Consider the following 26,349-nt stretch of genomic DNA (forward strand, 5'->3'; position numbering starts at 1 on the left):
GCCACAAAGCGTTGCTCAATAGCAACGCAGACGCCGAAGGGCGGGGTTGTGCGTCGTTCGGTGCGGAATGTTCCGCGTGTGCAGCGACCCGGCCGGCCGGTTCTCTTTGATTTCAGGATCGCCGCGACAGCGGGGACGGGAGTGGTTACGCATGACCGATGGCTTGCCAACGACCGTCAGCGATGAGCTGGCGATGTCGGTGCAGGATCGACGAGCGTCCTTCGCGCTGCCCGGCCTGCTGCTGGCTGGCGGTGCGCTCCTGTGTGCCATCCTGACGCTCTTCGTGCTGCTCGGCCTGACACCGATTGCGCCAACCAGCAATGTCGTCATCGCATCGGCCGTCCTCAACGCGCTCTTCATTCTCGGCCTGATCTACCTGATCGCCCGTGAAGTCGGCCGGCTGATCCGTGCCCGCCGCCGCGGCCGTGCGGCAGCCCGCCTGCATGTGCGGATCGTCGTCCTGTTCTCCATCGTCGCCATCACGCCGGCGGTTCTGGTGGCGATCTTTGCCAGCATCACCCTCAATGTCGGCCTCGACCGGTGGTTTTCGCTGCGCACCCAGTCGATCGTCCAGTCGTCGCTGGATGTCGCGCGCGCCTACATGCTGGAAAATGCCAGCTACCTGCAGGGCCAGACCGTGTCGATGGCAAACGATCTCGAGCGCAACCGGCCGATGTTCTATCTCGACCGCACCGGCTTCGTCGACCTGATGACGCGCCAGGCACGCGGCCGCGGCATGCTCGGCGCCTTCCTGGTGCGCGAGGATGGCGCTGCCATCGCCCAGGCCGACATCAAGACCGAAAAGCCGTTGCCCGCCGTGCCCGCCGATGCGCTCGCGACCTCGGCCGCCGGCCAGCCGACGCTCATCCCGCCCGGTGTCACCAATCTCGTCGGCGCCATCATCAAGCTCGAGGCGTTGCCAGGCTCCTTCCTCTATACGATCCGCGCCGTCGACCCGAAGGTGATGTCGGCGATGCGGCTGATGGAAGACAACCGCGCCGAATACCAGGCGATGGAAGCCGGGCGCATGAGCCTGCAGCTCGCCTTCGCGGTGCTTTATCTCGGTTTCGCGCTGATCGTCCTCCTGGCAGCGATCTGGACGGCGATCGCTGTCGCTGACCGGATCGTGCGGCCGATCCGGCTGCTGATCTCGGCGGCAGACAACGTAGCGACCGGCAATCTCAACGTCGTGGTGCCCGTGCGCTCGGCCGACGGCGACGTCGGCAACCTGTCGCGGACCTTCAACAAGATGATCTCGCAGATCCGCAGCCAGCGCGACGAGATCCTGGTCGCCAAGGACGAGGTCGACGACCGACGGCGGTTCATCGAGGCGGTGCTCTCCGGCGTTACGGCCGCCGTCATCGGCGTCGAGGACGACCATCGCATCTCGATCGTCAATCCGTCCGCCGAAGAGTTTTTGGGGCTGACCGAGGACGAACTAATCGGCCAGCAGCTTGTCGATGTGGCACCGGAGATTGACCAGGTGCTGAAGGAGGCGACGGGCAGGGCGCGCAACGACTTCCGCAAGGAAGTGAACCTCATGCGCCGCGGCAAGGAGCGGACGCTGAGCGTCCAGGTGACGCGCGAGGAGAGCCGCAGCACAGCGGAATCCTACGTCATCACCCTAGACGACATCACCGACCTGGTGATCGCCCAGCGGTCGACTGCCTGGGCCGATGTTGCCCGCCGCATTGCCCACGAAATCAAGAACCCGCTGACGCCGATCCAGCTGTCGGCCGAGCGGCTGAAGCGCCGTTACGGCAAGCAGATCGACGAGAGTGATCGGGCCGTCTTCGACCAGTGCACCGATACCATCGTCCGCCAGGTGGGCGATATCGGCCGCATGGTCGACGAGTTCTCGTCGTTCGCGCGCATGCCGAAGCCGACCAAGGAGCGCTCCGATCTGCGCGACATCCTGCGCGATGCGCTGTTCCTGCGCGAGATGGGCGAGAGCCACGTGGAATTCCTGCGTGAGCTGGGCGATAAGCCGCTGGAAGGCCTGTTCGACGCGCGCATGCTCGGCCAGGCGTTCGGCAACCTCATAAAGAACGCCGTCGAGGCGATCGAAGCCGTGCCGAGCGACGTCGAGCGTGACGGCCGCAAGGTGCTGGTACGCGCCACCTTCGACGAAGCCCGGGACATTTTCCAGATCGACGTCATCGACAACGGCAACGGACTGCCGGTGGAAAACCGTCACCGGATCCTGGAACCCTACATGACGATGCGCGACAAGGGCACCGGTCTTGGCCTGGCGATCGTCAAGAAGATCATCGAGGAACACGGTGGGCAGCTCGAACTGCACGATGCGCCCGCCGATTTCGATCATGGCAGAGGCGCCATGATCCGGGTGCTGCTGCCGCATGCGCATGTGGCGTCGGCGTCCGAAACTGCAAACAAGGAAGTGGCATATGGCGTCTGATATTCTGGTCGTGGATGACGAGGCCGATATCCGGGATATCGTGTCTGGCATCTTGTCGGACGAGGGCCACGAAACCCGTGTCGCCCACGATAGCGACAGTGCGCTTGCAGCCATTTCGGATCGTGTCCCGCGGCTGGTATTTCTCGACATCTGGATGCAGGGCAGCAAGCTCGACGGTCTGGCTTTGCTCGACGAGGTGAAGGTGCGCCATCCGGACCTGCCGGTGGTGATGATCTCGGGCCACGGCAATGTCGAGACGGCGGTGTCCGCCATCAAGCGCGGCGCCTTCGATTTCATCGAAAAGCCGTTCAAGGCAGACCGCCTGATCCTGATTGCCGAGCGGGCTCTCGAAAATTCCAAGCTGAAGCGCGAAGTGACGGAACTGAAGCGCCGCACGGGCGATGCCGCCGAACTGGTCGGTACCTCGGTAGCGATCTCGCAGCTTCGCCAGACGATCGACAAGGTGGCGCCCACCAACAGCCGCATCATGATCCTCGGGCCGTCGGGCTCCGGCAAGGAACTCGTGGCGCGGATGATCCACAAGAAGTCGTCGCGCGCCGGGGGGCCGTTCGTGGCGCTCAACGCCGCGACCATCACGCCGGACCGCATGGAAGTGGCGCTGTTCGGCACCGAGGGCGTGCCGGGACAGGCGCGCAAGATCGGTGCGCTCGAAGAGGCCCATCGCGGCATCCTCTATCTCGACGAAGTCGGCGAAATGCCGCGCGAAACCCAGAACAAGATCCTGCGCGTGCTGGTCGACCAGCAGTTCGAGCGGGTTGGCGGCTCCAAGCGCGTCAAGGTCGATGTCCGGATCATCTCGTCGACGGCCTATCATCTGGAAAGCCTGATCGCCGAGGGCAGTTTTCGCGAAGATCTCTATCACCGGCTGGCCGTCGTGCCGGTCAAGGTGCCGGCGCTTGCCGAGCGGCGCGAGGACGTGCCGTTTCTCGTCGACATGTTCATGCGCCAGATCTCCGAGCAGGCGGGGATCCGCCCGCGCCGCATCGGCGAGGATGCGATGGCGGTTCTCCAGGCGCATGACTGGCCGGGCAATATCCGCCAGCTGCGCAACAACATCGAGCGGCTGATGATCCTCGCCCGCACCGATGGCCCCGACACGCCGATCTCAGCCGACATGCTGCCGACCGATCTCGGCGACATGCTGCCCAAGGTGTCGTCCAAGGGCGATCACCACATCATGACGCTGCCGCTGCGCGAGGCGCGCGAAATGTTCGAGCGCGACTATCTGGTGGCGCAGATCAACCGTTTTGGCGGCAACATCTCGCGCACGGCGGAATTCGTGGGCATGGAGCGCTCGGCGCTGCACCGGAAGCTGAAGTCGCTGGGCGTCTGATCGCCGGTCAAAGGCGACTGATGCAGAACTGGCACCCGGTCCGGCACTGAAAGGCAGACGATGAAGGTGATAATTTGCGGGGCGGGGCAGGTCGGCTACGGCATTGCCGAGCGCCTGTCGCAGGAAAAGAATGAGGTCTCGGTCATCGACACCTCGGCGGCGCTGATCAACGGCATCACCGAGACGCTCGACGTGCGCGGCTACGTCGGCCACGGCGCGCATCCGGACGTGCTGGACAAGGCCGGTGCCGAACACGCCGACATGATCATCGCCGTGACGCTCTACGACGAGGTGAATATCGTTGCCTGCGAGGTGGCGCATGCACTGTTCAGCGTGCCCACGAAGATCGCCCGCATCCGCGCCCAGAGCTACCTGATGCCAGAATATGCCGACCTGTTCAGCAGCAAGAACATGTCGATCGACGTGACCATCTCGCCGGAGATCGAGGTTGGCAAGATGATCCTCCGGCGGATCTCGTTTCCCGGCGCCACAGATGTCGTGCGGTTTGCCGAAGACAACATCGCCATGGTCGCCATCGAATGCATGGAAGACTGCCCGGTGATCAGCACACCGCTCGAGCAGCTGAGCCAGCTGTTCCCGGATCTGGTGGCGACGGTGGTCGGCATCTACCGCGACGGTCGGCTGATGGTGCCGCGTTCCGGCGATCAGCTGCAGCCGGGCGACCTTGCCTATGTCATCTGCCGGCGCGACCACACCCGCCGCACGCTCGGCCTGTTCGGCCACGAGGAGCAGGAGGCCGCCCGCATCGTTATCGCCGGAGCCGGCAATATCGGCTACTACGTCGCCCGTCGCATCGAGGAGATGCAGCCGAAGGTGCATGTGAAGCTGATCGAGACAGACCGCGAGCGCGCCGTCGCCGTTGCCGAAAAACTGCGGCATGCGGTGGTGCTGCACGGCTCGGCGCTCGATCAGGCGATCCTGCAGCAGGCGGATATCCAGGATGCCGACCTGATGGTGGCGCTGACCAACAGCGACCAGGTCAACATCCTCGGCGGAGTGATGGCCAAGGCGCATGGCTGCAAGTCGAGCCTGGTGCTGGTGAACTCGTCGTCGCTCGGCGATGTGTCGAGTTCGCTGAACATCGATTCGCTGATCAACCCAAGGGCGGTGACCATTTCCCGGGTTCTCCAGCATGTCCGCAAGGGCCGTATCCGTTCGGTCTATGCGGTGCAGAACGGCGCCGCGGAGATCATCGAGGCCGAGGCGCTCGAAACCTCGCCGCTCGTCGGGCGGTCGTTCCGTGAGCTCGACCTGCCGGCCGGCATTCGCATCGGCGCGATCTACCGCAACGGCGAAGTGCTGCGTCCCGACGGCTCGACGAAGATCAAGGCGCGCGACCGGGTGGTGCTGCTGGCGACCTCCCGTTCGGTGCGCGACGTCGAGCAGCTGTTCCGGGTCTCCATCCAGTATTTCTGAGCGTCCTGCCGATCTGCCAGCCCAGTGGATAGCCGAGGCGTGACTTGCTGCCTTCGGGACGCACGCGTACCGCCCGGTTCGTCTGCTCTGCTTCTCGCCTGTGACAGGCTCGGTCAGCCTTGGCACCGGCGGCCTGCGTGGCGCGTCGCACCCATTTATTCGGCGTTGCGGAACACACGGTGATTTGATAACCAACTGTGTGGACGGCGGGGGCAGGAGAGGGTTTTGCCGCGGTCTTTTCCGAACGACATCAATATCCCGGCGCATTTGCCGGCAAGAAAGAAAGAAGCGGCGCTATGGCGGAACGTTCTCAGAATCTTCAGGACCTGTTTCTCAACACGGTCCGGAAGCAGAAAATCTCATTGACCATCTTCCTCATCAACGGCGTCAAGCTGACCGGCGTTGTCACCTCGTTCGACAACTTCTGCGTCCTGCTGCGCCGGGACGGCCACTCGCAGCTTGTCTACAAGCACGCGATCTCGACCATCATGCCCGGCCAGCCGATGCAGATGTTCGAAAGCGAGGAAAGCGCGGCCTGACAGGCCGATCGTCCTGCCGGTGGGTGCCCGTTGAATTTTTCGACCTTCGGTCCCATTTGAGGATTGGACACGGGTGCGGGGCCGACGACGATGTCGATCGGGCCCTGCAACCGCCAGCACTGCCGGCGGTTATGCCCACGCCAATTCCGCACCCCACCGAAGCGGCCGGCACTGCCGGACACGCACTGCATGACGAAGGACGACGGCAATAGCCACACGCGATACATCTAACGAATCCCTCGTGCCGGAACTCGAGAAGCACCGCGACGACATGCGCGCGCTGGTGCTCGTTCCGGTGCTGAAACAATCACGAGCCCAGCATCACGCACAGTCGGAAGCGGCCCTGGCATCGCCGCGCCGGTCCGATGAAGCGCGTCTGGAAGAGGCGATCGGTCTGGCGCGCGCCATCGATCTCACCATCGTCAAGGGTCTGATCGTCACGGTCGCCCAGCCGCGTCCGGCGACCCTGATCGGCACCGGCAAGATCGAGGAGATCAAGCAGCAGCTCGACGAGGAAAATGCCGGCCTGGTCATCGTCGACCACCCGCTGACGCCGGTTCAGCAGCGCAATCTTGAAAAGGAATGGAACGCCAAGGTCGTCGACCGCACCGGCCTGATCCTGGAGATCTTCGGCCGCCGCGCCTCCACCAAGGAAGGCACGCTGCAGGTCGATCTGGCGCACCTCAACTACCAGAAGGGCCGTCTGGTCCGCAGCTGGACCCACCTTGAACGCCAGCGCGGTGGCGCCGGCTTCATGGGTGGTCCGGGCGAAACGCAGATCGAGGCCGACCGCCGTCAGCTGCAGGATCGCATCATCAAGCTCGAGAAGGAACTGGAGCAGGTGGTGCGCACGCGCCAGCTGCACCGGGCCAAGCGCCGCAAGGTGCCGCATCCGATCGTGGCGCTGGTCGGCTATACCAATGCCGGCAAGTCGACGCTGTTCAATCGCATCACCGGTGCCGGGGTCCTGGCCGAAGACATGCTGTTTGCGACGCTCGATCCGACGCTCAGGCGGATGAAGCTGCCGCAGGGCCGCACGGTCATCATGTCCGACACTGTCGGCTTCATCTCCGACCTGCCGACGCATCTGGTGGCAGCCTTCCGGGCGACGCTCGAAGAGGTTCTGGAAGCAGACCTCGTGCTGCACGTGCGCGACATGTCGGATGCGGACAATGCCGCCCAGTCGGCCGACGTGCTGCGCATTCTCGATGATCTCGGCATCGACGAGAAGGAACGCGACGAGCGCATCATCGAGGTCTGGAACAAGATGGACAGGCTTGAGCCGGAAGCTCACGATGCCGTTGTCGAACGGGCAGCCGGTCGGCAGAACGTCATGGCGGTCTCGGCGATCACCGGCGAGGGTGTCGATGCGCTGATGGCCGAGATCTCCCGGCGCCTGTCGGGTGTGCTGACCGAGGCGACGATTGTTATTCCGCCGCAGAAGCTGTCGCTGGTCTCGTGGATCTACGAGAACGCCGTCATTGACGGTCGCGAAGACCGCGAGGACGGCTCCGTCGCCTTCGACCTTCGGCTCTCCGAACAGCAGGCAAACGCGCTGGAGCAGAAGCTCGGGATCCTGCCGCTGCCCGAGAAAGAGGAGTGGGAGCGCTAGTCGCTCCCGTCCCCTCGGGTCTGACCGCGATCGCCGTTGATCGTGTAGATCAACAGCCGCGTCGAACGGCGATCGCCAATCTCCCACACCTCGTCCGGCTCGACGCCCGGCACGGCAAAACTGTTCGACACGAGCAGGCTGCCGGGTTTCATCTCCTGGCGCGCCTTCTCCCACAGCGCCGCCATCGGCTCCGGTGACAGGAAGGCATAGACGACATCCTTTTGCGAGAGGTCTGTCTTCCACAGGTCCTGCCGCAGGATGCGGCCCCGGCCGGAAAGCTTCGACATCAAAACCGAGACAGCCCAAGCGAGCGGCGCCGTCTCGACGCCGCGGGCGCTGCGCCCGTTGCCGTCGACCGCCCGCACCACGCCGCCCAGTCCCGAGCCGATGTCGAGAAACCGCCGGCCGCCCTTCTCCTCCATCAGCGCAATCAGCGCCTCCGCCGTCTTGCGGTTGCTGAGGTAAAGCGGCACGCGTTCCTTGGCGGTGTTCGAAAACAGCAGGGCGAGAACGAGGAATGCGAGACCGAAGGGCCAGGCGGGCAGGCCGGGTACGGAGAGCGTCAGACAGACCGCGACGGGGAACAGGACGGCAATCCACTGCCACCAGACCGGCAACCGTGCGTATCGGCTGATGAGCAGTGCCACGGCGATCTGGACCGCCAGCGCCAGGCCCAGAAGGACCGGTGGTGGCAGGATGCCCGCACCGGCTCGGGCAACGGTCAACGCTGCGACAGCAGCAACAATCTGGGCTAGCGCCGCCGCGGAAAGCGGAGACCTGCCTATGCGTCTGACGGGCGGCATGCTGCGTGCGAAGGCCTGTATCGGGTCGTCCGGCGAACAGGACGAAGTCTCTGTGAAGGGTGACTGCTTCACCATCCCGACTCGTCAGGCGGTTCGACCCGACCTTCTAATATATCGACTTACTGACGTTCAAGTGCCTTCGCGGCTTGCCACAGCGCTTCCATGCGCTCCAGACCTGCCTCCGCCAGTTTCTCGCCTTCTTGTTCAAGAGATTTTTCTATGTGCCGAAAGCGCCTGCGGAATTTCGCATTGGTGCCGCGCAGCGCCTGCTCCGGATCTGCATCGACATGGCGACCGATGTTGACGAGCGCGAAGATCAGGTCGCCAAGCTCGTCACTGATCTTGTCGGACTTGCCGCTGCGCAGGGCCTCGCGCAGTTCGCCGATTTCCTCCTCGATCTTGTCGAGGATGGGTTCCGCTTCCGACCAGTCGAATCCGACTTTGGCGGCCCGTTGCTGCAGCTTCAACGCCTCCGTCAACGCCGGCTGACTGCGGGCGACAGAGCCGAGGTGGCCGTGCCCGCAGGTTTCGACGATCCCGCGGCGCTCCCGGCGCTCTGCCCGCTCACGCTTCTCCGTAGCCTTGATCTCGTCCCACTGCAGCTTGACGGCCTGCGGCGTCGCGACATCGGGGCGCGCGAACACGTGCGGATGGCGGCGGATCATCTTGGTCATCACGGCCGCGACGACATCGCCGAAAGAGAACTCGCCGAGTTCCGACGCCATCTGCGCATGGAAGACCACCTGGAAGAGGAGGTCGCCCAGCTCGTCCTTGAGATCGTCCATGTCGTTGCGCTCGATCGCATCGGCAACCTCGTAGGCCTCCTCGATCGTATAGGGCTTGATTGTCTCGAAGGTCTGCTCGACGTCCCAGGGACACCCTGTCTGGCGGTCTCTCAGCGCCGCCATGAGGTCGAGAAGGCGCATGACGTCCTTGGATGGCTGCATGGGATATGTCCTTGAGGTGTCGCTGACAATCAGTTGAGCGGGATGGCGTTGTCGCCTTTGCCGGCCTGGTAGGTGTCGGAAAGCTGGTCGTAGCGCTGGCGGATGCCGGCGATGCGATCGGCGAGCGGCTGCCGCACCTGGTCGTCTTCGAGATGCACGAGATCGGCGATCGCATGAGACTGCCAGAAGGCATTGCTGCGCCGGTAGCCGCCCGGTTCAAGCCCAAAAACTTCCTTGAGGATCTTCAGGTCGTGGGGGATGGCAAACGCGTCGCGCGAATCCTCGTGACTGAAGAAGTAGTAGAAATTATCAAAGCCGGCCCAGGTGATCGCCGACATGCACATGGTGCAGGGTTCGTGCGTCGACAGAAAGATCAGATCGCGGGTGTCGGGCTTTTCGCCCATCTCGTAGAATCGCTTCAGCGTGTGGACCTCGCCGTGCCAGAGCGGGTTCTCCAGCTCGTTGTTGGTCTCGGCAATTACCAGCGACAGATCCGATTTGCGCAGGATCGCCGCGCCGAACAGCTTGTTGCCGGCCGCAACGCCACGCTCGGTGAGCGGCAGGATGTCGTGCTCGATCACGTCCAGCAGACGGGTGGCAAGCGATGGCTGCGGGGAAATCGGCTGGGGCATGGGTTACCTCTGGGATTGGCTGGGGCAAGCATAATCGCAGGACCGCGTGGTTGAAACGGTTTTTCCCGACCGGGGAGTGGATGCGTGTGGAGAACCGTGGCTGATGGCCCGGGCGGCGCATTTTTTTCCGCATACAGGCTCTGCCGGAACAGAAATACGCACGTCCCCTCCTGAGGAGATTTGCGTTCCTTCAATCCGGTGGATGTCTCTGGCATAATCGCGATCCTGAGATGGGTGGACCTTGAGCGTGCACCCGAACCGAACGGGATCCGACGACATGACCGACAAGGTGCTGACCGCAAACCGCCTGACCGACGGCATCGCCGTCTGGCTGGACGCTAGCGGACGATGGACCGAACGCCTGCAGGACGCGCTGGTGGCACGCCATCCGGAAGCTGAAGCTTCGCTGGAGACGATCGGCAAGCGCGACTTTTCCGATAATCTTGTCGTCGACGTCAATGTCATCGAAGTCGAGGAGGTGGCCGGCGTGATCCGTCCGCTCCGCCTGCGGGAGCGTATTCGCGCCGCCGGTCCGACGATGGATTACGCAGAGGGCTATGCCGCTGCCGATCCCGCCTTTATTGCAGCCTGAGGAATTCCATGTACCGCTACGATGAATTCGACCACGCCTTTGTCACCAGTCGCGTGGAGCAGTTTCGTGATCAGGTGGAACGCCGCCTGTCGGGCGAACTGGCGGAGGATGCCTTCAAGCCGCTGCGCCTGATGAACGGCGTCTATCTGCAGCTGCATGCCTACATGCTGCGCGTCGCTATTCCCTACGGGACGCTGAACGGACGGCAGATGCGCATGCTGGCCCATATCGCCCGCAAGTACGACCGTGGCTACGGGCATTTTACGACCCGCCAGAACATCCAGTACAACTGGCCGAAACTGTCGGACACGCCCGATATTCTGGCAGAGCTGGCGACCGTCGAGATGCACGCGTTGCAGACCTCCGGCAACTGTATCCGCAACGTCACCGCCGATCATTTCGCCGGTGCCGCAGCCGATGAAGTCGCAGATCCGCGACCTTACGCAGAAATCCTGCGCCAGTGGTCGTCGGTCCATCCGGAATTCTCGTATCTGCCGCGCAAGTTCAAGATCGCCGTCACCGGTGCCGAGCGCGATCGCGCCGCCATCCAGGTTCACGATATCGGCCTCCACCTGAAGAAGAACGAGGCCGGCGAGATCGGCTTTGCCGTCTATGTCGGCGGTGGCCAGGGCCGCACCCCGATGGTGGCGAAGAAGATCCGCGACTTCCTGCCGGAGCAGGACCTGCTCTCGTACACGACGGCCATCATGCGCGTGTACAACCTGCACGGCCGGCGAGACAACAAGTACAAGGCGCGCATCAAGATCCTCGTCCACGAGACGGGTGCCGAGGAACTGGCGCGCCAGGTGGAAGAGGAATTCGCCCATCTGCAGGGCACCGAGCTGAAGCTGCCGGACGCCGACATCCAGGCGATCACCTCCTACTTCGCTCCCCCCGCCATGCAGGATCGCCCGGAAGGCTGGGCGCAGCTTGCCGGCTGGAAGAAGGCCGATGCCGAGTTTGCCCGCTGGGTAGACCAGAACGTCCAGCCGCACCAGCATCCGGACTACGGCATGGTGACGATCTCGCTGAAGCCGATCGGCGGCATTCCGGGCGATGCGTCCGACGTGCAGATGGATGCCATCGCCGACATCGCCGAGGAATACGCCTTCGACGAGATCCGCATCAGCCACGAGCAGAACGTCATCCTGCCGCATGTGGCGCTGGCCGATCTGGAGCCTGTCTACCGGGCGCTGGTGGCGCAGGGACTGGCGACAGCCAATGCCGGCCTGATCACCGATATCATTGCCTGTCCCGGCCTGGACTACTGCGCCCTGGCCAATGCCCGCTCTATCCCCGTTGCCCAGGAGCTTTCCACCCGCTTCGGCTCGCCGGAACGGCAGGCGGATATCGGCGAGCTGAAGATCAAGATCTCCGGCTGCATCAATGCCTGCGGCCACCATCACGTCGGCCATATCGGCCTGCTGGGCGTCGAAAAGAAGGGTGCCGAGCTCTACCAGATCACGCTCGGTGGTTCCGGCGATGAGCACACCTCGATCGGCGAGATCGTCGGCCGCGGCTTCGAGCCTGAGAAGGTCACCGACGCCGTCGAAAAGATCGTCGATACCTATCTCGGGCTTCGTCAGTCGAAGGCGGAAACCTTCCTTGAGGCCTATCGCCGCGTTGGTCCGCAGCCGTTCAAGGACGCACTCTACGGCCAGGCGGCGGAAGCGGCATAAGGATGACCACGAGCATGACCCGCATCTGGAACGAGAACGGCTTCGTCGAGAACGACCCGTGGATCGTCGAGACCGACGATGTGAAGGCGACCGGCGATGAGCGCCCGCTGCTCTCCGTCGACCAGCTGATCGAGCAGGCCGACGCCAGCAACGAGGTCGGCTTTGGCGTCGTGGTGCGGCCTGCCGACGATGTGCGGCGGCTGGAGCCCTATCTCTACCGCCTGGAACTCGTCGCGGTCGAGTTCCCCGCCTTCAGCGACGGCCGTGGTTTCAGCCATGCCTCGCTGCTGCGCGAGCGGCTGGGTTACAAGAACGAACTTCGCGCCATCGGCGATGTGTTGATCGACCATGTGCCGCTGATGCTGCGCTGCGGCTTCGACAGCTTTGCCGTCAGCAACCCGACTGCCCTGAAGCGTCTGTCGGAGAACCGCCTGCCGGGGATCAACGAGCATTACCAGCCGACTGCGCGGACGGCGCGAGCCGGCGAGACCTATAGCTGGCGGCGGCGATCCGCCTGAGGCAGGCCAGTCCGTAGAACGCCTGCCGACACTCTCCACCGCCCGTTTATCTTGAGCGGATCAACCTTATTTTCTGCGAAGCGTGCGGCATATCAACGCCAATGCCTTCAAAACCTGGCTTTGATGGTATATCTCGCCTGCGCAGACCGAAGTGAAGAAGAAAACGAGACGACCGGTATGAACGTTTCCGCAAAGACCGAAGAATTCGCCCCCAAGGCTCCGGCCGCCATCCCGGATGGCGTCTATGCCGAGACCGTTCTGGCGGTCGAGCACTACACGGATCATCTGTTCCGGTTCCGCATGACCCGGCCGGCCGGCTTCCGCTTCCGGTCCGGCGAGTTTGCCATGATCGGCCTGATGGTTGGCGACAAGCCGGTCTACCGCGCCTATTCGATCGCCAGCCCCGCCTGGGACGAGGAACTGGAGTTCTTCTCGATCAAGGTGGCCGACGGTCCGCTCACCTCGCATCTCCAGAAGATCCAGCCCGGCGACACGGTGCTGATGCGCAAGAAGCCGACGGGGACGCTGGTTCTCGACGCTCTGACGCCGGCCAAGCGCCTCTACATGTTCTCGACCGGCACCGGCATTGCGCCGTTTGCCAGCCTCATCCGTGATCCGGAAACCTACGAGAAGTTCGAGGAGGTCATCCTCACCCATACGTGCCGCGAGGTCGCCGAGCTGAAATACGGCTTCGACCTGATGGAAGAGATCCGCAACCACGAATTTTTAGCCGAACTCGTCGGTGACAAGCTCAAGCACTACCCGACCGTCACCCGCGAAGCCTATCCGTTCCAAGGGCGCATCACCGACCTGATGGAGAGCGGCAAGCTCTACACCGATCTCGGTCTGCCGCCGCTCGATCCCGCTGTCGACCGCGGCATGATCTGCGGCTCGACGGCGATGCTGAAGGATACCAAGGAACTGCTGGAACGCGCCGGTCTGACTGAAGGCGCCAACAATAAGCCGGCTGAATTCGTCATCGAGCGCGCCTTCGTCGGCTGACCACGGACCTCTCGCTTCGACCGGAGATCGATGAGGCCGCCTTCTATTCGGCGGCTTGCGATGCGCGATCGAGGTAGGTCACCCAGTTGCGACCTGCAGCCTTCGACCTGTAGAGCGCCGCATCGGCACGCGACAGGGCCTGCTGGAACGGCTCGCCCTGCGCGTGTTCGGTCAAGCCGAAGCTTGCCGTCACCGGATGGTCGGTGGCGATGTCGGGAAAGCTTGCCGGGATCTCCGCATGCAGGGCCTCGATCCGACGCCGGGCATCCGCCAGCGGAACGTCCGGCAGCAGCAGCACGAACTCTTCTCCCCCTATCCGCGCCACGGGGCCAAGCGTCCCGAAGCGCTCCTCCAGCAGCCTTGCGAAGCGCTGCAGCACCGCGTCTCCCACCGCATGTCCGAGCCGGTCGTTGATCGCCTTGAACCGGTCGAGATCGGCGAGCGCCACGATCGTCGGATGGCGGCTGCCGGACCTGCGGTGCAGTTCGCCGATCCGTTCCTCCAGCCCGCGCCGGTTGAGGAGGCCGGTCAGCGGGTCGCGGATCGCCTGCTCGCGCAGGTCGCGGGCAAGGTCGGCCGATACCATCAGCAGGGTCATGACGCCGGTGCCGATCATGCCGGTCGGCGTGCCGATCGACAGCACCATGACGAAAAAGGATTCGCCGGCGGTACCGCCGCTTTTGGCAAGCCAGGCGGCCAATCCGACGCTTGCAGCATAGAGGCCGTAGATGGCGAGCAGCGCCTGAACCAGAAGCACCCGAAGACCGCGATTGCTAAGCGTTGCGATGATCACCGCGATCATGGCGGCGTCGGCAAGGCCGGTGATGATCCGCAGCGATGTCCGCCAGCCGTCGACGTCGAGGATCCAGAAGCCCAGCAGCAGCAGCGTCGAGACAAGCCAGAGCAGGGTAACCAGCCAGTGACTGCGCTGCGCCCGGCTGCGGAACCCTGCCGCAAGCAGCGTAAAGCTGGCGACCGACGTGTGGCAGGCAAGCATCGCGAAGAACGGCACGGCGGCCGGCCATACCAGCGGCGTCCCGATCCGCATGCCGTGGCCGACGGCGGCTGCGATGAACGACAATGCCCACAGCATGGCGTAACGCTTGAGCCCGAACGCCTGCCACGCGGCAAGCAGGGCAATCCCGAAGAGCAGGCAGATGAAGACGATGCTGAAGGAAGAAACGGTGGCTGCGGTCATGGACTGTGATGATATCGGCGACGTGTGGAACAGAAATTCGAAAAGCCTTGTAGGGCCGCAATCGTATCCGCGCGAGAGGAAATGTTCGGTCGCGGACATTGCATTCGCCGACATCACCCAAACGTGTCTTTCGCGGACGCAGTTCGCTCGGGGGCCGGTCCTGCCTGGCGCCCGGAGGTCATCTTGAGGCGCATGTGCTGCTCTGCTCAGAGACAGGCCTATCCGTCAGTCCGTGCCGGAAGCCTTCGACCGGTTTCCCCGCTGTTTGGCTGACGATGGCGAAGCGGCGGCTTCAGCGCGCAGCAACCGCTGCATGTTCTCCAGCCGCCCGTTCCAGAAGCCTTCGTAGAAGCTCAGCCAGGCATGCGCATCGGCGAGCGGCTCTGGCTTCAGCCGGCAGACATGCGTGCGACCGCGAACCTCGCGGCGGACGAGCCCGGCAGCCTCCAGCACCTTGATGTGCTTGGAAGCGGCGGCCAGCGACATGTCGAAAGGCTCGGCCAGTTCGCTGACCGTGCGCGGTCCGGACGATAGCGACAGCAGCATGCGCCGCCGCGTCGAATCGCCAAGCGCGTGAAAGACCGCGCTGACCTCATGGGTTTCGATCTCAACCATGGGGTTGAACGTGCGCCCGCGGGCAATGAGTGTCAACCAATTGGTTGAGCGTGGGCGTAACAGACGGTTCAGCGACCTCGGCTGCGCTTATGCCTGGTATCGAGAGCCGCGCTTGCGGGAGCCAACGGGGCGCCTATGCTTCGAGGGCGGGGCGGTAGCCGTCCGATTCGCAGGATTGGAAGCAAGCCCGCGCCTTGCACGAGCCTGCACCAGCCAAGGAGAATTCCGCTGTCCCCTTTTCACGGTCTTTCCGCCTTTCCCCTGACCCCGGCCAGCAGCGATGGCGACATTGATGTGGGACGGTTCGGAGCGATGATTTCGCGGATCGCCGCCGCCGGCGTCGGTTCGATCGGCGTGCTGGGCAGCACCGGCGGCTATGCCTACCTGACGCGCGAGGCCCGGCTGCGTGCGGTGGAAGTTGCCGTCCATCATGCCGGCCATGCGGTTCCGGTCATTGCCGGTGTCGGGGCACTGCGCACCGAGTGGGCGGTGGATTTGGCGCGCGATGCGGCGAAAGCCGGTGCCGACGGCCTGCTGCTGGCGCCGATGTCCTACCTGCCGCTGACCGAGGACGAGGTGTTCGCCGGGTTTCTCGCGGTGGCCGAAGCGACCGACCTGCCGCTCTGCATCTACAACAACCCGACGACCACCCGCTTCGCCTTCAGCGATCACCTGATCACCCGGCTGGCGGAGGTGAAAACGATCGTCTCCGTGAAGATGCCGCTGCCGGCCAATCTCGACTTTTCCGGCGAACTGCAGCGCCTGCGCGGCTTCGTGCCGGCCGATTTCTCGATCGGCTACAGCGGTGACTGGGGCGCCGCCGACAGCCTGCTGGCCGGTGGCGATGCCTGGTTCAGTGTCGTTGCCGGATTGTTGCCGGACCAGGCACTGCGGCTGACGCGGGCGGCGATGTCCGGCAACATCGAAAAGGCACGCAGGCTCGACGACGCCTTTCAACCGCTCTGGACGCTGTTCAGGACGTTCGGCAGTTTTCGCGTGATGTACATGATCGGCGACATTCTTGGCCTTGAGCCTGGCAGCCCGCCGCGGCCGATCCTGCCGCTGCCGGCCGCGCAACGGCCGCAGGTCGAAGCGGCAGTTGCGACTGTGCTCGATCTCTGACGGAACGAGAACCGGCGAGGGGCGGGCAAAAAAATTCCCGGCCACCGGCCGGGAATGATTGTTGCAATGGCCTTTGGGCTAGGCCTGCGCTTACTCGGCAGCTTCCGCGTAGGCTTCCATCGGCGGGCAGGTGCAGATGAGGTTGCGGTCGCCGAACACATTGTCGATGCGGTTGACCGGCGACCAGTACTTGTCCACCCGAAGCGATCCGGGCGGGAAGCAGGCCTGTTCGCGGGAGTAGGGACGGTTCCACTCGCCGACGAGGTCTTCCACCGTGTGCGGGGCGTGCTTGAGCGGGTTGTTGTCCCGGTCCATCTTGCCCTCCTCGATCAGCCTTGCCTCGGCGCGGATGGCCAGCATCGCATCGCAGAACCGGTCGATCTCGGCCTTGGTTTCCGATTCGGTCGGCTCGATCATCAGCGTTCCGGCAACCGGCCAGCTCATCGTCGGGGCATGGAAGCCGCAGTCGATCAGCCGCTTGGCGACATCGTCGACCGTAACGCCGGCAGAGGCTGCCAGCGGCCGTGTGTCGATGATGCACTCATGCGCCACGCGACCCGCCGCCGACTTGTAGAGGACGTCGTAGGCGCCGGTGAGCCGGGCGGCGATGTAGTTGGCATTGAGGATCGCCACCTTGGTCGCCTGCGTCAGGCCTTCGCCGCCCATCATCAGGCAGTAGGACCAGGAGATCGGCAGGATCGACGGGGAGCCGAAGGGAGCCGCCGACACCGCGCCCTCGCGTCCGTCCTCTTCCGGATGCCCCGGAAGATAGGGCGCCAGATGCGACTTGACGCCGATCGGGCCCATGCCGGGACCACCGCCGCCATGCGGAATGCAGAAGGTCTTGTGCAGGTTGAGGTGGCTGACGTCGGAGCCGATGTCGCCAGGCCGCGACAGGCCGACCATGGCATTCATGTTGGCGCCGTCCAGATAGACCTGGCCACCGTGCTCATGGGTGATCTCGCAGATCTCGCTCACCGTCTCCTCGAACACGCCATGCGTCGACGGATAGGTGATCATGCAGGCCGCGAGGCTTGCGGAATGCTGTTCGGCCTTGGCGCGGAAATCGTCGAGATCGACGTCGCCATTTTCGCGCGCCTTCACCGGAACCACCTTCATGCCGACCATCTGCGCCGAGGCCGGATTGGTGCCGTGCGCGGAGGTCGGGATGAGGCAGACGTCGCGATGCGCGTTGCCCTGGGCGATGTGGTAGTTGCGGATGGTCAGGAGGCCCGCATATTCGCCCTGCGCGCCGGAGTTCGGCTGCATCGACACGGCGTCGTAGCCGGTGATCTGGCAGAGCTTCGCCGACAGGTCGTCGATCATCTCCTTGTAGCCGAGCGCCTGTTCGGGCGGGCAGAAGGGATGCATGTCGGAAAATTCAGGCCAGGTGATCGGCAGCATTTCCGCCGTCGCATTGAGCTTCATGGTGCACGAGCCGAGCGGGATCATCGCCCGGTCGAGCGCCAGATCCCGGTCCGAAAGCCGGCGGATGTAGCGGGTCATCTCGCTTTCGGCACGGTTCATGTGGAAGATCGGATGCGTCATGTAGGGCGAGGTGCGCAGCAGATCCGCCGGCAGCCGGTAGTCGGCATCGAAGTCAGAAACGGCAAAGCTGCCGCCGAAGGCGCGCCAGACGGCTTCAAGCGTCACCGGCCGGGCACGCTCGTCGAGCGACATGCCGATCTTCGTCGTGCCGACCTTGCGCAGGTTGACGCCTTCCGCCACGGCGGCGCGCAGGATCAGGCCCTGCATGTGACCCACTTCAACCGTGATGGTGTCGAAGAAGCTGTCCTGGTCGATGGTGTAGCCGAGCTTTTCGAGCCCCTTGGCCATCAGCACGGCCTTCTTGTGCACCTGCTGGGCGATTGCCTTCAGGCCTTCCGGACCGTGAAACACGCCGTACATGGAGGCCATGACGGCGAGCAGCACCTGGGCGGTGCAGATGTTCGACGTCGCCTTCTCGCGGCGAATGTGCTGCTCGCGGGTCTGCAGGCTGAGGCGATAGGCGCGGTTGCCGCGCGCATCGACCGAGACGCCGACCAGGCGGCCGGGCATGGAGCGCTTGTGGGCGTCCTTGACCGACATGAACGCCGCGTGCGGCCCGCCATAGCCCATCGGCACGCCGAACCGCTGGGACGAGCCGATGGCGATATCGGCGCCCATTTCTCCGGGCGACTTCAGGAGCGTCAAGGCCAGGAGATCGGCGGCGACGGCAGCCACGGCACCGGTCTGGTGCAGGCGGGCGATCAGGCCGGTGAAGTCATGCGCGTGGCCATGCGTGCCGGGATACTGGAAGATGGCGCCGAACACGTCGACCGGATCAAGATCCGTCATCGGGTCGCCGATGATGACCTGCCAGCCGAGCGGCGCGGCGCGGGTCTCGATCAGCGCGATCGTCTGCGGATGGCAGGCCGCGTCGACGAAGAAAGCATTGGCCTTGGATTTCGCCTGGCGCTGGCAGAGCGCCATGGCTTCGGCCGCAGCGGTCGCCTCGTCAAGCAGCGAGGCGTTGGCGACGTCGAGGCCGGTCAGGTCGCAGATCATTGTCTGGAAGTTCAGCAGCGCTTCCAGGCGGCCCTGGCTGATTTCCGGCTGGTACGGCGTATAGGCCGTGTACCAGGCGGGGTTTTCGAGAATGTTGCGCTGGATGACCGGCGGCGTGATGGTGCCGTAATAGCCCTGACCGATCAGCGAGGTGAGCGGCTGGTTCTTGTTGGCGGTCTCGCGCAGGCGGTCGAGCGCCTCGCGTTCGGTGAGCGCCGCACCCCATGCCAGCGGCTCGCGCTGGCGGATGGTCGACGGCACGGTCGCATCGATCAGCGCATCGAGCGAGGGATAGCCGACCACCTTCAGCATCTCCGTCATTTCCGACGGCGAGGGGCCTATATGCCGGCGATTGGCAAAATCGTAGGGCTGGTAATCGGTGAAATGGAAGTCGCGGGTATCTGACATCAGGCGATCAGCTCCTTGTAGGCAGCCTCGTCCAGAAGTGCGTCGGCATCGGCAACGTTCGACAGCTTCAGCTTGAAGAACCAGCCCTTGCCCTGCGGGTCGGAGCTGACCAGCGACGGGTCGGCGGTGATCGCATCGTTGATCTCGACGATCTCGCCGGCCAGCGGACAATAGACGTCGGACGCCGCCTTGACGCTTTCAACGGTCGCGGCTTCGCCGTTCTTGTCGAAGGTCGCGCCGATCTCGGGAAGCTCGACGAACACCAGGTCGCCGAGCTGATCGGCAGCGTGCTGGGTGATGCCGACGGTGGCGACGTCGCCGTCGAGCTTCAGCCATTCGTGTTCAGCGGTGAATTTCAGCATGGAAAGATCCTCTCTGGAAGGGACTTGTCGGTTATCGGACGTGGGACGCGGAAGCGGACTGCGCCCGTTGATTGCGTTAGCGCTTATAGGTCGGCGTGATGAAGGGCAGGGCGGAGACCACCACCGGCAGATACTTGCCGCGCACTTCGGCGAAGACCGTGGTACCCGCCGCTGCAAGCGCGCTCGGCACGTAGCCCATGGCGACCGGTCCCTCGACGGACGGTCCAAAGGTGCCGGACGTGACTTCGCCGATCGGCTCCTGACCTTGCGCATCGGCAAACAGCTTTGCATGAGAGCGCACCGGAGCCTTGCCCTCCGGCTTCAGCCCCACCCGGCGACGCGCGGTCCCGTTTGCGAGTTCCTCAAGGACGCGGGTGGCGCCCGGAAAGCCGCCGGCGCGGTCGCCGCCGGTTCGGCGCACCTTCTGGATCGCCCATTCGAGCGAGGCCTCGATCGGCGAGGTCGTCGTGTCGATGTCGTTGCCGTAGAGGCAGAGCCCGGCTTCCAGCCGCAGCGAATCGCGGGCGCCGAGCCCGATGGCGTCGCAATCCTCGTGCGCCAGCAGCGCGCGCGCCAGGTCCTCTGCCGTGTCGGCGGGAACGGAGATCTCGAAGCCGTCCTCGCCCGAATAGCCCGAACGCGAGACGATGCAGGCAGCGCCGGCGAGTGTCACGTCGCGCACGTCCATGAACTTCATTGCCGTGACGTCGGGATTGAGAGCGGCAAGCACCGCCTCGGCCGCCGGCCCCTGGAGGGCGATCAGCGCCCGGTCGTCGAGCAGTTCGACGGAGCAGTCCGACAGATGCGCCTTCATGTGGGCGAGGTCTGCGTCCTTGCAGGAAGCATTGACGACGACCAGCAGGTGATCGCCGCGGTTGGTGATCATCAGGTCGTCGAGGATGCCGCCATTGGCATCGGTGAAGAAGCCGTAGCGCTGCCGGCCCGGCTTCAAACCGAGGATATCGACCGGCACCAGGGTTTCGAGCGCCCGGGCGGCATCCTCATAGCTGCCGGAGGCGGCGCGGATGATAACCTGTCCCATATGGGAGACGTCGAACAGCCCGGCCTTGGCGCGGGTCTGCAGGTGTTCCTTCATCACGCCGGCCGGATATTGCACCGGCATGTCGTAGCCGGCAAACGGCACCATGCGGGCACCGAGCGACAGATGAAGGGCGTGGAGCGGAGTGTGAAGCAGAGGGCCGGTATCGGTCAAAAACGCCTCCAGGGCATGTGCGGGCCAATGCCGCATGGGCTCAGTATCTGGCGCTCTAACGCGCCGTTTCGTGAGCCCCCTCTGTCCTTCGCGCCTGAGATTGTTATCCCTTCGGCGAGCCCCCGTCGCAAGATGAGGGCTTCTCTCCAGAGTTCCTAGAATCCCGCTGGTCCTTTTGCCTGAGAGTTTCCGGGGCGGTTGCTCCTTCGGCGCCGCATCGAAGCGGTTTCTCCCAGCGGGGTTGCGCTCATTATGGGCGAGACCCCCTGCTTGGCAAGAGGCAAGTTCCGGTAATTCTGTGGGAGGAGGCGCGCGCCTTGCGAAACGGCGGGTCTTGCCGCGACAACAGGGCTTTTGCGGTCGCATCCGAATTGCGCTATGCGGGAGCTGAAGGAGAGCGTGAATGGTCGCAAGACACCAGGCATGGGTGAACGTGCTGCGCATCGTTTGCGCCACGGTTTTCCTGTCGCTTGGCCTGGCCCATCACGCACCGGCGCGCCCCACCATGGTGCTGGGCGAGGAGTATCGCCTGCCGGACGGCTCGTTCGCCGAACGCTGTGGCGAACACGCGGACCAGCCGGCGCACGCCTTGCCCACCTTTTGCGAGTTCTGCCTGCTGTCGGCCTCGCTGCTCCTGCCGCCACCCGACGATGATCGCTGGCGTCCGGGCGACCGCGGCGTACTGGCCAACCCGCTTTTTCACGTCGACATCAGGCTGAGCTGGCTGTCGATCCCGATGCCGCGCTCTCGGGCCCCGCCGTCCACCGCTTGAACGGGCTCGAAGACCTTCCGACAAATTGACGCGGCTGGAGACTAGGGTCTCGCCGCATGAGGATTTTCAGACATGATGACAATGACCACGCGCTCCCGGCTTGGCGCCTGCCTTGCCACCCTTTCGCTCGCAACGATCGGCGTCGCCACGGAGGCGCAGGCGCATGTGAGCTTCGTCACCGCGACGGCAAAGCCGGACGCCACCGTGGTGCTGCAATTGCAGGTGCCGCATGGGTGTGACGGCAAGCCAACCAACGAACTGCGGATCAAGCTGCCGGAGGGCTTCTACGCCGCCAAGCCGCAGCCCAAGGCCGGCTGGACGCTGGAGATCATCAAGGGCGACTACGCCGAGCCCTTCGACCATCACGGCACACCGATGACTTCCGGCGCGCGCGAGATCCGCTGGAAGGGCGGCGACCTGCCGGACGACAACTACGACACCTTTGTCATCCAGGGGCGGATCGCCGGCGTCGCAAGCGGCAACAGCCTCGCCTTTGCGACCACGCAGCTCTGCGGCTCGCAGACCGAGGCCTGGGATCAGGTGGCGGCGTCCGGCACCGATCCGCATACGATGAAGAACCCGGCGCCGGTGGTCAACGTCGTGGCCGATGGCGTCGAGCCCTCCGCACAGCACCACGATCACGCCGGAATGCATGCGGGCATGGACATGGGCGCAATGGAAACAGCCGGGGCGGAGACGGCCGCGGCCAGTGAGCCCGAGGCGGGTGCCGCTGCGACTGCGACGCAAGCCTCGCTGACCGTGTCGGACGCCTACCTCAAGGCCATGCTCCCCGGACAGCCGGTCGGCGGCGGCTACCTGACGATCGCCAATGCCGGATCCTCGGACGACCGCCTTCTGTCGGTCACCTCGGGGCGTGCCGGGGTGGTGGAGATGCACGAGATGGCGATGAACGGCGACGTGATGACGATGCGCAAGCTCGACAAGGGAATCGTCGTTCCCGCTGGCCAGACGGTCGAACTGAAGCCCGGCGGCCTGCACCTGATGTTCATGCAGGTGGGGCAGCCGTTCAAGATGGGCGAGACGGTACCGGTGACCTTGAGCTTCGAGAGGGCGGGACGGATCGAGCTGGCATTGCCGGTGGAATCGGCCGCGCCCGGCGCGCGCAGGAAGAAGTGACGACAGAGGTCGGCCAGCGAGAAGCGCTGCGGGATCGGAGCAGGACCCCGAGCGCTCAGATTTCCTTGTAGGCGTTCTCGGCGTGCCGCAGGCTGGTGTGCCGCTGCTGCTGGCCGCCCAGTCCGCCGGCCGTCAGGTCGAGCGCCAGCGTCACGGCGGGGATGAGGCCCGCTGCCGCATCGCTTTCCGTGCCGGCCCTGCGGGTCTCGTTTCGCTCGGCTTCGACCCGAGCGTCCTTGACGCGGTCGACGGTCGCCACGCGGCGGGCGGGTTTGGCGGCATCCATGGCATAGGCGGCGGTGGTCGCCGAAACAGAAACTACTTGTGTCATGCCGCGCTCCATCGCCTTAAACGGTTGAGGCTAGGCGAGGGGCATTCGGCTTCTGTTAAGGAATTTGGTGGCTTTTAAGCGATCGCGTCCTTTTTCCTCCGACGGAGCGATGTCATGGTCAATGTTCTGCTCGTGGCTGCCGGCGGCGCTTTCGGCTCCGTCTGCCGCTATCTCACCGGGCTGCTGATGACGCGTCTGCTTGGACCCGCGTTTCCGTGGGGAACGCTGACCGTCAATCTCGTCGGTTCGCTGGCCATCGGTTTCCTGACCGAACTCGTCGCCACCCGGCTGAACGCATCGGCAGAGATGCGCCTGCTGATCGTCGTCGGTGTGCTCGGCGGCTTCACCACCTTCTCGTCCTTCTCGCTGGACACGGTTGCCCTCGTCGAACGGGGCCAGATGCCGGCGGCGGTGGCCTACGTGATTGCAAGTGTCGGCCTGTCGCTCGTCGCCACCTTTGCTGGGCTCGCCATCGGCCGCGCCGTTCTCTGAGGCGACACCGCCGATTTCGGCTTTCCCTTCGCCGCCGAAATCATCTAAAGGCTGGGGAAAAGGGCTGAGGCCCGTTCACAACGAAAGAATTGAGATGGCAGGCATCGAACATATCAGCGTCGAGGCGGACGAAGCTGGCATGCGCCTCGACCGCTGGTTCAAGGTGCATTATCCAGGCCTCGGCTTCGGCCCGCTGCAGAAGCTGCTGCGCTCCGGTCAGGTGCGCGTCGATGGCGGGCGGGTGAAATCCGATGCCCGGGTGCAGCCAGGGCAGGTGGTGCGCGTGCCGCCGCTGGATGTCGACGCCAAGAAGACCGGTCCGATCGTCGGCAAGGAACTGAAGCATTCGAGCGACTTCCAGCTGCTGTCGCGCATGGTGCTGCACGAGGACGACAAGGTGATCGTGCTGAACAAGCCGGCCGGCCTTGCCGTCCAGGGCGGTTCGGGCGTCGCCCGCCACATCGACCAGATGCTCGACGCGTTCATCAGCCCGAAAGGCGAACGGCCGCGGCTCGTTCACCGGCTGGACCGCGATACGTCCGGCGTGCTGGTGATCGCCAGAACCCGCGGCGCGGCGCAGAAGCTGACCGCCGCCTTCCGCGAGCGCGACACCAAGAAGACCTATTGGGCGCTCGTCCGCGGCGTTCCGCGCAAGCACGAGGACAAGCTGTCCAGCTGGCTGGTCAAGGAACAGACGCCCGATGGCGACCGGATGCGGATCGCCAGGCACGGCGAGGACGGCGCCGATCACGCGATCTCCTATTACCGGGTGATCGATACGGCCGCCCAGAGCCTCTCCTGGCTGGAGATGGAGCCATATACCGGCCGCACCCACCAGCTGCGCGTGCATGCCCTGTCGATCGGTCATCCGATCATCGGCGATCCGAAATATTTCATCGACGCGCCCAACTGGGACTTTCCCGGCGGCATCCAGAAGCGGCTGCATCTGCATGCCCGCCACATCGACATTCCGCATCCGACCGGCGGCCGGTTGCGGGTGACGGCGCCGCTTCCGCCGCACATGGTGCAGAGCTGGAACCTGCTCGGCTTCGACCAGACGGACGGCAAGCAGGAGGACTGACATGAAACTGGTCCTCTTCGATTTCGACGGAACGCTGATCGACAGCGCCGAACTCATCCACGAGACCATGCGGCGCACCTTCCGCCACTACGGCAAGGCGGAGCCGACGCTCGACGACACCAAGTCGATCATCGGGCTGACGCTCGACATCGCCATTTCGCGGCTGGACGGAAAGCCGCATGTGGACGACGAGGCCGGCGAGATGATGGCCTATTACAAGTCGCTGTTTTCGACGGTGCGCACCGACCTCGACTTTCGCGAGCCGTTGTTTCCCGGCATCCGCGAGGTCCTCGACGAGCTCTTCGGCCGCCCTGACATGCTCGTCGGCGGCGTCACCGGAAAGTCCCGCCGGGGGCTGAACTTCGCGCTCGACACGCACGGCTTCGGACCGCATTTCGTCGTTTCGCGGACTGCCGACGACTGTCCCTCGAAACCGCATCCGGCGATGGTCAACGAGTGCTGCGACGCCACCGGCATCGCGCCGGCCGATACCCTTGTCATCGGCGATGCCATTTACGATATGCAGATGGCCAAGGCAGCCGGGGCAACCGCCATCGGCGTCTCCTGGGGCTATGCCTCCGTCGCGGGCCTTCTGGCTGCCGGCGCCGACCACATCATCGACCATCCGCGTGAGCTTTTGAGCCACCTCGGCTGAGGAAATTCCCAATGAGAGAGTTGTTCGACCCGCCGCAGGAGCTGAGCCATCCGGATCCGACCCGCCGGGCGCAGATCCAGATGCACAAGCCGCTGCCGAAGCGTTTCTACACGGATGTCGGCGTGGCTGCGGGCACCGACGGCTATGCCATCCAGCTAGACGGTCGACCGGTAAAGACCCCCGCCAAGCAGGCGCTGCAAGTGCCGACCGATGCTCTGGCACAGCTCATCCGCGACGAGTGGGCAGCCCAGGGCGAATTCATCGATCCGGCGACCATGCCGATCACCCGTCTCGTCAACACCGCAATCGACGGCATCGCCAATGATCGCCAGGCGGTGTTCGACGACATCCTAAAATTCTCCGGCAGCGATATGCTCTGCTACCGTGCCGACAGCCCGACCGAACTGGTTGAGCGGCAGGCCCAAGCCTGGGATCCGATTCTCAACTGGGCTGCCGAGGCGCTCGGTGCCCGGTTCATTCTCGTAGAGGGTGTGATGCCGCAGGATCAGCCGCGCGAGGCGATCGATGCTCTGGCGGAGGCACTTCGCCGCTACGACACGCCGATCGAGCTTGCAGCACTGCACACGGTGACGACGTTGAGCGGCTCGGCGCTGCTCGCCATCGCCTTCGCCGAAGACTTCATCGATGCCGACGAAACCTGGCGGCTCGCCCATCTCGATGAGGACTGGACGAACGAGCACTGGGGCATCGATGCGGATGCGGCCGCACGTCGGGACAAGCGGCTGGTCGAACTGCAGGCGGCGGTCGCTGCCTTTCAATCCGTTCGGGTCACTGCTTAACCGGATTCTAACCCTGTTTTCGGATCATCCGGGAGAATTGTTCCCGGTGGTCCATGCGCGCGTCTTCGGCCCGATTAGTCCT

Annotated in this window: 25 protein-coding genes and 1 riboswitch; of the genes, 16 read left to right on the plus strand and 9 right to left on the minus strand. The window is 64.5% G+C overall.

Annotated elements, in window-relative coordinates; genetic code table 11:
- The first annotated feature begins 151 nt into the window (after nt 1-151).
- The 5 genes from AAIH46_RS00360 (at nt 152) to hflX (ending at nt 7,361) form a co-directional block, all read left to right on the plus strand.
- Nucleotides 152-2,419, plus strand: coding sequence for an ATP-binding protein (locus AAIH46_RS00360; RefSeq protein WP_430303513.1), 2,268 nt, complete (start codon nt 152-154; stop codon nt 2,417-2,419).
- Nucleotides 2,409-3,773: a sigma-54-dependent transcriptional regulator gene (locus AAIH46_RS00365; protein ID WP_430303514.1), complete on the plus strand. Its 1,365-nt coding sequence runs from the start codon at nt 2,409-2,411 to the stop codon at nt 3,771-3,773. Before AAIH46_RS00360 ends, AAIH46_RS00365 begins: the two co-directional genes overlap by 11 nt.
- Before the next feature lie 60 nt (nt 3,774-3,833).
- Nucleotides 3,834-5,210 (plus strand): Trk system potassium transporter TrkA, encoded by a 1,377-nt coding sequence (gene trkA / locus AAIH46_RS00370; protein ID WP_430303515.1) that lies wholly within the window; start codon nt 3,834-3,836, stop codon nt 5,208-5,210.
- A 296-nt stretch (nt 5,211-5,506) separates the two neighbouring features.
- Nucleotides 5,507-5,749 (plus strand): RNA chaperone Hfq, encoded by a 243-nt coding sequence (hfq, locus tag AAIH46_RS00375; RefSeq protein WP_056335505.1) that lies wholly within the window; start codon nt 5,507-5,509, stop codon nt 5,747-5,749.
- A 271-nt stretch (nt 5,750-6,020) separates the two neighbouring features.
- Complete coding sequence (gene hflX, locus AAIH46_RS00380) at nt 6,021-7,361, plus strand: GTPase HflX (protein ID WP_430304946.1); 1,341 nt, start codon at nt 6,021-6,023, stop codon at nt 7,359-7,361.
- Here the strand turns inward: hflX and AAIH46_RS00385 are convergent.
- The 3 genes from AAIH46_RS00385 to AAIH46_RS00395 form a co-directional block, all read right to left on the minus strand.
- Complete coding sequence (locus AAIH46_RS00385; protein ID WP_430303516.1) at nt 7,358-8,086, minus strand: hypothetical protein; 729 nt, start codon at nt 8,084-8,086, stop codon at nt 7,358-7,360. The two genes, hflX and AAIH46_RS00385, sit on opposite strands and share 4 nt — an antisense overlap.
- Before the next feature lie 197 nt (nt 8,087-8,283).
- Nucleotides 8,284-9,111, minus strand: a complete 828-nt coding sequence (gene mazG, locus AAIH46_RS00390; protein WP_430303517.1) for a nucleoside triphosphate pyrophosphohydrolase — start codon at nt 9,109-9,111, stop codon at nt 8,284-8,286.
- 29 nt (nt 9,112-9,140) lie between these two features.
- Entirely contained in the window at nt 9,141-9,743 is a 603-nt protein-coding gene (locus AAIH46_RS00395; RefSeq protein ID WP_430303518.1) for a nucleoside deaminase, read from the minus strand.
- A gap of 277 nt (nt 9,744-10,020) precedes the next feature.
- Between AAIH46_RS00395 and AAIH46_RS00400 the strand changes: the two genes are divergently transcribed.
- The 4 genes from AAIH46_RS00400 (at nt 10,021) to AAIH46_RS00415 (ending at nt 13,534) form a co-directional block, all read left to right on the plus strand.
- A complete protein-coding gene (locus AAIH46_RS00400) occupies nt 10,021-10,335 on the plus strand; it encodes a DUF2849 domain-containing protein (protein ID WP_430303519.1) in 315 nt (104 codons plus the stop codon).
- 8 nt (nt 10,336-10,343) lie between these two features.
- A complete protein-coding gene (locus tag AAIH46_RS00405; RefSeq protein WP_430303520.1) occupies nt 10,344-12,014 on the plus strand; it encodes a nitrite/sulfite reductase in 1,671 nt (556 codons plus the stop codon).
- A 14-nt stretch (nt 12,015-12,028) separates the two neighbouring features.
- Complete coding sequence (locus AAIH46_RS00410; protein ID WP_430303521.1) at nt 12,029-12,532, plus strand: DUF934 domain-containing protein; 504 nt, start codon at nt 12,029-12,031, stop codon at nt 12,530-12,532.
- A gap of 177 nt (nt 12,533-12,709) precedes the next feature.
- A complete protein-coding gene (locus AAIH46_RS00415) occupies nt 12,710-13,534 on the plus strand; it encodes a ferredoxin--NADP reductase (protein WP_430303522.1) in 825 nt (274 codons plus the stop codon).
- Between the two features lie 43 nt (nt 13,535-13,577).
- Here AAIH46_RS00415 and AAIH46_RS00420 read toward each other — a convergent pair whose 3' ends face one another.
- A complete protein-coding gene (locus tag AAIH46_RS00420) occupies nt 13,578-14,732 on the minus strand; it encodes a diguanylate cyclase domain-containing protein (RefSeq protein WP_430303523.1) in 1,155 nt (384 codons plus the stop codon).
- A gap of 225 nt (nt 14,733-14,957) precedes the next feature.
- Nucleotides 14,958-15,347 (minus strand): ArsR/SmtB family transcription factor, encoded by a 390-nt coding sequence (locus AAIH46_RS00425; protein ID WP_430303524.1) that lies wholly within the window; start codon nt 15,345-15,347, stop codon nt 14,958-14,960.
- A gap of 228 nt (nt 15,348-15,575) precedes the next feature.
- Between AAIH46_RS00425 and AAIH46_RS00430 the strand changes: the two genes are divergently transcribed.
- Nucleotides 15,576-16,469 carry a dihydrodipicolinate synthase family protein gene (locus AAIH46_RS00430; RefSeq protein ID WP_430304947.1) on the plus strand — a complete coding sequence of 298 codons (894 nt, stop codon included), beginning with the start codon at nt 15,576-15,578 and terminating at the stop codon, nt 16,467-16,469.
- Nucleotides 16,470-16,559: 90 nt separating this feature from the next.
- On the opposite strand, the gene gcvP is transcribed toward AAIH46_RS00430, so the two are convergent.
- The 3 genes from gcvP to gcvT form a co-directional block, all read right to left on the minus strand.
- Complete coding sequence (gcvP, locus tag AAIH46_RS00435) at nt 16,560-19,424, minus strand: aminomethyl-transferring glycine dehydrogenase (RefSeq protein WP_430303525.1); 2,865 nt, start codon at nt 19,422-19,424, stop codon at nt 16,560-16,562.
- The gene (gene gcvH / locus AAIH46_RS00440; protein ID WP_430303526.1) at nt 19,424-19,786 is read right to left on the minus strand and encodes a glycine cleavage system protein GcvH; all 363 of its coding nucleotides are present in this window, start codon (nt 19,784-19,786) and stop codon (nt 19,424-19,426) included. Before gcvH ends, gcvP begins: the two co-directional genes overlap by 1 nt.
- Before the next feature lie 76 nt (nt 19,787-19,862).
- Complete coding sequence (gcvT, locus tag AAIH46_RS00445) at nt 19,863-20,999, minus strand: glycine cleavage system aminomethyltransferase GcvT (protein ID WP_430303527.1); 1,137 nt, start codon at nt 20,997-20,999, stop codon at nt 19,863-19,865.
- Nucleotides 21,000-21,156: 157 nt separating this feature from the next.
- Nucleotides 21,157-21,244: riboswitch (glycine riboswitch) on the minus strand.
- 158 nt (nt 21,245-21,402) lie between these two features.
- On the opposite strand from gcvT, the gene AAIH46_RS00450 reads away from it, so the two are divergent.
- Both AAIH46_RS00450 and AAIH46_RS00455 read left to right on the plus strand, forming a co-directional pair.
- Entirely contained in the window at nt 21,403-21,771 is a 369-nt protein-coding gene (locus AAIH46_RS00450; protein WP_430303528.1) for a hypothetical protein, read from the plus strand.
- Between the two features lie 81 nt (nt 21,772-21,852).
- Nucleotides 21,853-22,908 (plus strand): copper chaperone PCu(A)C, encoded by a 1,056-nt coding sequence (locus AAIH46_RS00455; RefSeq protein WP_430304948.1) that lies wholly within the window; start codon nt 21,853-21,855, stop codon nt 22,906-22,908.
- Nucleotides 22,909-22,963: 55 nt separating this feature from the next.
- Here the strand turns inward: AAIH46_RS00455 and AAIH46_RS00460 are convergent, their stop codons facing one another.
- Nucleotides 22,964-23,239, minus strand: coding sequence for a hypothetical protein (locus AAIH46_RS00460; RefSeq protein WP_430303529.1), 276 nt, complete (start codon nt 23,237-23,239; stop codon nt 22,964-22,966).
- 114 nt (nt 23,240-23,353) lie between these two features.
- Between AAIH46_RS00460 and crcB the strand changes: the two genes are divergently transcribed.
- The 4 genes from crcB to AAIH46_RS00480 all read left to right on the plus strand — a co-directional run bounded on the left by crcB (nt 23,354) and on the right by AAIH46_RS00480 (nt 26,267).
- Nucleotides 23,354-23,731, plus strand: coding sequence for a fluoride efflux transporter CrcB (gene crcB, locus AAIH46_RS00465; RefSeq protein ID WP_430303530.1), 378 nt, complete (start codon nt 23,354-23,356; stop codon nt 23,729-23,731).
- A 94-nt stretch (nt 23,732-23,825) separates the two neighbouring features.
- Nucleotides 23,826-24,812 carry an RluA family pseudouridine synthase gene (locus tag AAIH46_RS00470; protein ID WP_430303532.1) on the plus strand — a complete coding sequence of 329 codons (987 nt, stop codon included), beginning with the start codon at nt 23,826-23,828 and terminating at the stop codon, nt 24,810-24,812.
- Nucleotide 24,813: 1 nt separating this feature from the next.
- Nucleotides 24,814-25,467, plus strand: a complete 654-nt coding sequence (locus AAIH46_RS00475) for an HAD-IA family hydrolase (protein WP_430303533.1) — start codon at nt 24,814-24,816, stop codon at nt 25,465-25,467.
- An 11-nt stretch (nt 25,468-25,478) separates the two neighbouring features.
- Nucleotides 25,479-26,267 carry an ATP12 family chaperone protein gene (locus AAIH46_RS00480; RefSeq protein ID WP_430303534.1) on the plus strand — a complete coding sequence of 263 codons (789 nt, stop codon included), beginning with the start codon at nt 25,479-25,481 and terminating at the stop codon, nt 26,265-26,267.
- The last annotated feature ends 82 nt before the right edge of the window (nt 26,268-26,349 follow it).

It is taken from the genome of Rhizobium sp. 0TCS1.26, assembly GCF_050455525.1.
In the GTDB taxonomy this organism is placed as follows: domain Bacteria; phylum Pseudomonadota; class Alphaproteobacteria; order Rhizobiales; family Rhizobiaceae; genus Neorhizobium.

Coding starts and splice junctions, on each gene's coding strand:
- AAIH46_RS00405 (WP_430303520.1), top strand. CDS start 10,344: ATGTACCGCTACGATGAATTCGACCACGCCTTTGTCACCAGTCGCGTG.
- AAIH46_RS00365 (WP_430303514.1), top strand. CDS start 2,409: ATGGCGTCTGATATTCTGGTCGTGGATGACGAGGCCGATATCCGGGAT.
- gcvP (WP_430303525.1), bottom strand. CDS start 19,424: ATGTCAGATACCCGCGACTTCCATTTCACCGATTACCAGCCCTACGAT.
- AAIH46_RS00460 (WP_430303529.1), bottom strand. CDS start 23,239: ATGACACAAGTAGTTTCTGTTTCGGCGACCACCGCCGCCTATGCCATG.
- hflX (WP_430304946.1), top strand. CDS start 6,021: ATGCGCGCGCTGGTGCTCGTTCCGGTGCTGAAACAATCACGAGCCCAG.
- mazG (WP_430303517.1), bottom strand. CDS start 9,111: ATGCAGCCATCCAAGGACGTCATGCGCCTTCTCGACCTCATGGCGGCG.
- AAIH46_RS00400 (WP_430303519.1), top strand. CDS start 10,021: ATGACCGACAAGGTGCTGACCGCAAACCGCCTGACCGACGGCATCGCC.
- AAIH46_RS00455 (WP_430304948.1), top strand. CDS start 21,853: ATGACCACGCGCTCCCGGCTTGGCGCCTGCCTTGCCACCCTTTCGCTC.
- AAIH46_RS00475 (WP_430303533.1), top strand. CDS start 24,814: ATGAAACTGGTCCTCTTCGATTTCGACGGAACGCTGATCGACAGCGCC.
- AAIH46_RS00425 (WP_430303524.1), bottom strand. CDS start 15,347: ATGGTTGAGATCGAAACCCATGAGGTCAGCGCGGTCTTTCACGCGCTT.
- AAIH46_RS00470 (WP_430303532.1), top strand. CDS start 23,826: ATGGCAGGCATCGAACATATCAGCGTCGAGGCGGACGAAGCTGGCATG.
- hfq (WP_056335505.1), top strand. CDS start 5,507: ATGGCGGAACGTTCTCAGAATCTTCAGGACCTGTTTCTCAACACGGTC.
- trkA (WP_430303515.1), top strand. CDS start 3,834: ATGAAGGTGATAATTTGCGGGGCGGGGCAGGTCGGCTACGGCATTGCC.
- AAIH46_RS00480 (WP_430303534.1), top strand. CDS start 25,479: ATGAGAGAGTTGTTCGACCCGCCGCAGGAGCTGAGCCATCCGGATCCG.
- AAIH46_RS00395 (WP_430303518.1), bottom strand. CDS start 9,743: ATGCCCCAGCCGATTTCCCCGCAGCCATCGCTTGCCACCCGTCTGCTG.
- AAIH46_RS00410 (WP_430303521.1), top strand. CDS start 12,029: ATGACCCGCATCTGGAACGAGAACGGCTTCGTCGAGAACGACCCGTGG.
- gcvH (WP_430303526.1), bottom strand. CDS start 19,786: ATGCTGAAATTCACCGCTGAACACGAATGGCTGAAGCTCGACGGCGAC.
- AAIH46_RS00415 (WP_430303522.1), top strand. CDS start 12,710: ATGAACGTTTCCGCAAAGACCGAAGAATTCGCCCCCAAGGCTCCGGCC.
- crcB (WP_430303530.1), top strand. CDS start 23,354: ATGGTCAATGTTCTGCTCGTGGCTGCCGGCGGCGCTTTCGGCTCCGTC.
- AAIH46_RS00420 (WP_430303523.1), bottom strand. CDS start 14,732: ATGACCGCAGCCACCGTTTCTTCCTTCAGCATCGTCTTCATCTGCCTG.
- AAIH46_RS00360 (WP_430303513.1), top strand. CDS start 152: ATGACCGATGGCTTGCCAACGACCGTCAGCGATGAGCTGGCGATGTCG.
- AAIH46_RS00450 (WP_430303528.1), top strand. CDS start 21,403: ATGGTCGCAAGACACCAGGCATGGGTGAACGTGCTGCGCATCGTTTGC.